The 6,040-nt window shown below is 28.9% G+C and carries 7 protein-coding genes and 1 pseudogene; 1 reads left to right on the top strand and 7 read right to left on the bottom strand.

Annotated elements, in window-relative coordinates:
• From KJQ99_RS10640 to KJQ99_RS08430, 7 genes and pseudogenes are all read right to left on the bottom strand, one after another.
• Positions 1-138, bottom strand: a pseudogene (locus tag KJQ99_RS10640) (ferrochelatase); the annotation flags it as partial.
• 42 nt (positions 139-180) lie between these two features.
• Positions 181-1,116, bottom strand: coding sequence for an acetyl-CoA carboxylase carboxyltransferase subunit alpha (locus KJQ99_RS08455; RefSeq protein WP_214118277.1), 936 nt, complete (start codon positions 1,114-1,116; stop codon positions 181-183).
• 5 nt (positions 1,117-1,121) lie between these two features.
• Complete coding sequence (locus KJQ99_RS08450) at positions 1,122-2,375, bottom strand: beta-ketoacyl-ACP synthase II (RefSeq protein ID WP_214118274.1); 1,254 nt, start codon at positions 2,373-2,375, stop codon at positions 1,122-1,124.
• 9 nt (positions 2,376-2,384) lie between these two features.
• On the bottom strand, positions 2,385-2,618 hold the full coding sequence (acpP, locus tag KJQ99_RS08445; RefSeq protein WP_214118272.1) for an acyl carrier protein: 234 nt from the start codon (positions 2,616-2,618) through the stop codon (positions 2,385-2,387).
• Between the two features lie 55 nt (positions 2,619-2,673).
• A complete protein-coding gene (fabG, locus tag KJQ99_RS08440) occupies positions 2,674-3,417 on the bottom strand; it encodes a 3-oxoacyl-ACP reductase FabG (RefSeq protein WP_214118270.1) in 744 nt (247 codons plus the stop codon).
• 8 nt (positions 3,418-3,425) lie between these two features.
• On the bottom strand, positions 3,426-4,676 hold the full coding sequence (locus tag KJQ99_RS08435; protein ID WP_214150529.1) for an MFS transporter: 1,251 nt from the start codon (positions 4,674-4,676) through the stop codon (positions 3,426-3,428).
• Positions 4,677-4,685: 9 nt separating this feature from the next.
• Positions 4,686-5,084: a MarR family winged helix-turn-helix transcriptional regulator gene (locus tag KJQ99_RS08430; RefSeq protein WP_214118266.1), complete on the bottom strand. Its 399-nt coding sequence runs from the start codon at positions 5,082-5,084 to the stop codon at positions 4,686-4,688.
• A gap of 111 nt (positions 5,085-5,195) precedes the next feature.
• On the opposite strand from KJQ99_RS08430, the gene KJQ99_RS08425 reads away from it, so the two are divergent.
• Entirely contained in the window at positions 5,196-5,864 is a 669-nt protein-coding gene (locus KJQ99_RS08425; RefSeq protein ID WP_214150528.1) for an HAD family hydrolase, read from the top strand.
• The last annotated feature ends 176 nt before the right edge of the window (positions 5,865-6,040 follow it).

Here is a 6,040-nt window from a genome sequence, read left to right as displayed (position 1 = left end):
CATAAATGCTACAAGACTTCTTAAAAAATCTGATTTTATTCCCAAAATATTTGGGTCATTAAACATATTTTTTAAAAATACTTCACATTCATCAATTTGATTTACGCCACCCATATTGAGTAAAAAAACATATTTCATATACAAACCTAAAATTATCCAAGTAAGATACTTGGATAAATATTATTTGTCTTCATTAAAAGAACCCAATTTGAGAATTTTTTGCATTCTTTTTGCAACCAATTCATCAAGATTTAATGGTTTTAGTTCTTCTATTTTTTCTAAAACATAATTTTGTATATTATTTGCAGTAATCTCTTTGTTTCTATGAGCAATGCCTTCTTCTATAATATCATCTATTAATCCTTGCTCATATAAATCATCAGCACTTATTTTCATAGCCTTTGTTGCAGCTTCACTTTTACTTGGGTCATTCCATAGTATAGCAGCACAACCTTCAGGAGATATTACAGAAAACACTGAATTTTTAAGCATAGCTAATTTATCAGCTACACCTAAAGCTAAAGCTCCACCACTTCCGCCTTCTCCAATTACTATAGAAATAATTATCGTTTTTAAAGCGCTTAATTCATATAAATTTGTAGCAATTGCCTCACTTTGACCACGCTCTTCAGCTCCTACTCCAGGATAAGCACCTGGAGTATCTACTAAAAATACAATAGGTATTTTAAATTTTTCAGCCATTTTAGCAAATCTTAAAACCTTACGATAACCCTCTGGATGTGGCATACCGAAATTTCTATGTAATTTATATTTTGTTCCACGACCTTTTTGTTCGCCTATTAACATTACTTTTTGCTCGCCAATATAACCAGCAAAACAAACTATAGCAGGGTCATCTCTAAATGCTCTATCTCCATGTAATTCATGGGCATTTTTTAAAATTATTCTCACATAATCAAGAGAATATGGTCTATCAGGATGTCTTGCTAGCTGTAGTTTTTGAAAATCACTTAAATTTTTATAGGTTTTTGTTAATTCTTTTTCTAAATTCTTTTTTAAAATCTTAACTGCTTCTATATCGCCTTTAATATTAGCATTAATAATATCTTCATCTAATTGTTGAATATTTTTCTCAAAATCTAAATAAGCTGCCATCTTAATTAATCCAATTTTCTAAAAATCACTGAAGCATTCGTTCCACCAAAACCAAACGAATTACTCATAGCTGTTTTAATTGTATGCTTTCTAGCCACATTAGGCACATAATCTAAATCACAATCAGGGTCAGGGTTTTTATAATTTATTGTAGGTGGAACTATACTATCTCTCATAGCCATTAGACAAATTACTGCTTCAATAGCACCAGCAGCACCTAAACAATGTCCTGTTTGACCTTTTGTAGAACTTACTAAAGGCATATCATCTTTAAACAATTCTTTCATTGCTGCTGTTTCATTTTTATCATTAGCTGGAGTTGATGTTCCGTGTGCGTTAATATAATCAATTTTAATTTTATTAGCAGAGCAATCAAATCCCTTTGCCATACATAAAGCTTTTTTCATAGCTCTTAATGGACCATCTAAAGCTGGAGAAGTTATATGATTTGCATCTGCACTTTCACCAAACCCTATAACTTCAGCATATATTCTAGCACCTCTTTTTTTAGCATCTTCATAATCTTCTAAAACAAGAGCAGCTGCACCTTCTCCCATAACAAAGCCATCTCTACTAGCGTCAAATGGACTACTAGCTGTTTCTGGAGTATCATTTTTAGTAGATAAAGCTTTCATTGAAGCAAATCCACCTATACCTACTGCACAAATAGCTGATTCAGCTCCAATTACTAACATTTTATTTGCTTGATTGCAAACTATTGTTTTATAAGCTTCGCCAATTGCGTGAGTTCCTGCTGCACAAGCAGTTACACAAGATAAATTTGGACCTTTCAATTTATAATCAATTGAAGCCATTCCCCCTAGCATATTAACTAGAGCTGAAGGTATGAAAAAAGGCGAAATCCTGCTTGCGCCCTTTTGCAAACATACATTAGAATTTTTCTCAATATTAGGTAAGCCACCAATTCCTGCTGCACTTACTACTCCAAATTCATCTAAATCAACTTCACTAATCACGCCATCAACCATTTTAAAATTAGCATCACTTATAGCTTCTTTTGCGGCGTGTAATCCAAGTTGAATAAATCTATCAGCTTTTTTAACATCTTTTGCATTTAATACTGTTAAAGGATCGAAATCCTTAACTTCTGCGGCAATTTTAACACTTAAATCACTGGTATCAAAAAGAGTAATTTCTCCAACACCGCTTTTTCCATCACAAATCGCCTTAAACGAACTTTCTTTATCAAGCCCAAGGGCATTTATCATTCCAATGCCAGTTACTACTACTCTTCTCAATTTAAATCCTTATTGTTTTTTTGCTTCTATGTATTTTACTATATCATTAACTGTTGCGATTTTTTGACCATCTTCATCAGGAATAGAAATATCAAATTTTTCTTCTAAAGCCATAATTAATTCAACTACATCAAGTGAATCTGCACCTAAATCTTCAATAATTTTAGCATCAGGTGTAATACTAGCTTCATCAGCTCCTAATTCTTCTACAATAACTTTTTTAACATCTTCAAAAATAGACATTTTTTTCTCCTAAAATAAAATTAAACTCGTATTCTTACAAAAAAGTGTAAATAAATTACACATACATTCCGCCATTAACTTTTAAAATCTCACCTGTAATATAACTAGAATAATCACTTAATAAAAACGCAACTGCATTTGCAACTTCGCTAGGTTTACCAAATCTAGCAAGTGGAATTGCTTTATAATAAGTTTGTTTAATTTCATCGCTTAATACATCTGTCATATCACTTTCTATAAATCCTGGAGTAATTGCGTTATAACGAACTTCTCTACTAGCTGCTTCTTTAGCAAAAGACTTAGTCATAGCAATAACCCCACCTTTACTAGCAGAATAATTTACTTGACCTGCATTTCCCATCTCACCAACAACTGAACTAATATTTACAACACTACCAAAACGCTTTTTACTCATCACTTTAAATGCTTCTTTGCAACCTATAAAAGTTGAATTTAAATTAGCCTTTATAACATCATCAAAATCAGCTTCACTCATTCTTAAAACTAATTTGTCTTTTGTAATTCCTGCATTATTTACTAAATAACTTAATTCTCCATCGCAATCAATTATTGTTTTAATAGCATTTGTAAAATCACTTTCACAACTTGCATCAAAACAAATAATTGCTGCTTTACCACCATTTTTTTCAATTTCTTGTTTTAAATTCTCTGCAAGTTCAGGTTTTGAACGATAATTAATCCATACTTTTAGACCAAATCCAGCTAAAACTCTAGCTATTTCAGCACCAATGCCTTTAGATGCACCTGTAATCAATACATTTTTTCCACTAAATTTCATATTTTCTCCTAGTCTTTAATGATAATATCCGAGTGATTTTTTTCTAAAAAATTATCTTCATAATCTTTTAAATCTTTTTTAAAATCTTTTGATTTTCTCATAACGAAAGCATAATACAATACTAAAGAAAACAAAATTATCCCCGCACATATTTCATAAATCCTAGAATGCCCGTAACTAGGCTCAATCAAACCTAACAAATAAGGACTAATACCCATTCCAACATCTAAAGCTATAAAAAATGTTGAATTTGCTAAGCCCATTTTCTCTTTAGGAGATAATTTTATAGCAAGTGATTGAAGACTTGAAGTAGCGTTTCCATATCCTAAAGCACAAAAAATAGCCGATAAATACATCATTAAAGAATTGTTTGTATAAGCTAAAATTATTAAACTTGCTACATAAAACAAAATAGAAGGAACTATTACATAATCCGCACCTATTTTATCAAATACTTTACCTGAAATTGGTCTTGAAAACACACTAATACAAGCATAAAATACAAAAAATAATGAACCTGCTTCAATTAAATTAAGCTCTTTTGAATAAGAACTTATAAAAGCAATAATTGCTCCATAAACAAAACCCATACAAAATACGACATAAGCAACACCCAAAACCGATTTTTCAATATAATTAAAAATTGAAAAAGATTTTTTAACATGATTTATCTTATGTTTTCTAAATCTTTTAACTTTTATTACTACACTTGAAATTAATGCTATTAATATACTAATTAAAGAAATTATAAAACATAAATTAAAATTATTTTTACCCACTAAATATACTGCTAAAAATGGTCCAATAGCAGAACTTAATACAACACTAACCGCATAATATCCTATACCAATTCCTCTTTTATTGCTAGGCACTAGTCTAGCTACTGCAGCACCACAAGCACAAGAGCATGCACCATAACACATACCAGCAAGCAATCTTGATAATATTAATTCAAAATTAGTTGATAAAAACAAGTAATATAAATTAGGTATAAAATACAAAACTAAACTAATAATCATAACTTTTTTTATGTTTATATTATCAATAATTGAGCCAAAATAAAGTCTTGATAATAGTGCTCCAATTACAAAAATACCATTGGCAAGACCTGCTATTGCTGTGCTAGATTGTAATATAGTTTTTGCAAAATCTGTAGAAGCAATCGTAGTGATAAAAAACACTAAACAAATAACAAAATTAATAATAAAAACACAAATAAAATTCTTATTCCAAATATTATACTTTTTGGATAATCCCATAAAAACTCCTTATAATTTTTTATTGATTTTATCAAGCATATTAATGAACAATCCAAATTCAGCATAGTCTAAATCATCACAAATTTGCTTTTCGTAATTAGAAATTAAAATATTTGCATCAAAAAACAATTCCTTGCCTTTTAAACTAAGTGAAATGATTTTTTCTCTTTTATCATTTGAGCTTGAAATTTCTAAATAATTTGCTTTTTCTAGTTTCTTACAAATCCTAGACGCAATAGCCTTATCCATCTGATAAAACTCGCAAATCTCACTTAAACTAGCACTTTTTGTTGAGCTAAGATAATAAAATACTCTCCAATCAGTCGCATTAATATTAAATGGCTTTAAAATTTCATTTACTTTACTGATGATTTTTCTATTTGCATAGGTAATTTTTTTAAAAAACATGTTATTCCTAATAGTTGATAAAGTCAATTAAATTAGATTTTATAATTAAATTTGTAAATTGTCAATAAATTAGCTTTATTTTGCTAAGCTTAAAATAAAAAAAGGATACAAATGATTATATTTTTTGATTTAGATGGAACTTTAATCGATTCTACCCAGCCAATAATTACTAGTCTTAGAAAAGCCTTAGAAAGTTATAATTTTAATTTAAGTGATGAATATATAAAAACATTAATTGGAATGTCTACTGAAGGAATGTTTGAAACAATAGGAGTGCCAAAAGAGCAAGTTGCTGATATAGTTAAATTATATAGACAAAATTATAAAATATATTATAAAGACGGAACTAGTCTTTTAAATGGGGCAAAAGAAGCAGTAAAATTTGCTAGTAAAAATGCTAAAGTAGGATTAGTAACTACAAAATCTGTTTATTTTGCTAAAGAAATTTTAAAAGATTTTGATATTTTAGATGACTTTAGCGTAGTTGTGGGTGGTGATGAAGTAAAATACTGCAAACCAAATCCAGAACCAATTTATAAAGCACTAAGTCGTTTAAAAGGCTCTGAAATGCTTGAAATTAACGAACTTAAAAAAGAATTTGACTTTAGTAAAATTTATATGATAGGAGATACTTTAAACGATACAGAAGCTGCTAAAGCTGCCGGAGTGAATGCTTATGTAACTTTATTTGAATACACAGATATGAATACTCTCAAGCAAAGTTGCGATAAAATATTTACAACCCCACTTGAATGCGTTCAAGATATTTTAAAAAAATAAATATTATAAAGTAAAACTAATTTAATAAAAAATTAGTTTTACTTATATCAATAAATTAGAATGGAATTTAAAAAACTAATAAATATATTTATTTTAATTTTAGCTATATAAAATATTCATTATTACAACTTAATTAAGCCTATTGTTTAATAAGGACTATTATATCTGTATAAAAT

This window comes from Campylobacter sp. 2018MI13 (assembly GCF_018501135.1).
Classification (GTDB): Bacteria; Campylobacterota; Campylobacteria; order Campylobacterales; family Campylobacteraceae; genus Campylobacter_E.
The sequence above is the reverse complement of the archived record's forward strand: the minus strand, read 5'-3'. Positions and strand labels throughout refer to the sequence as shown.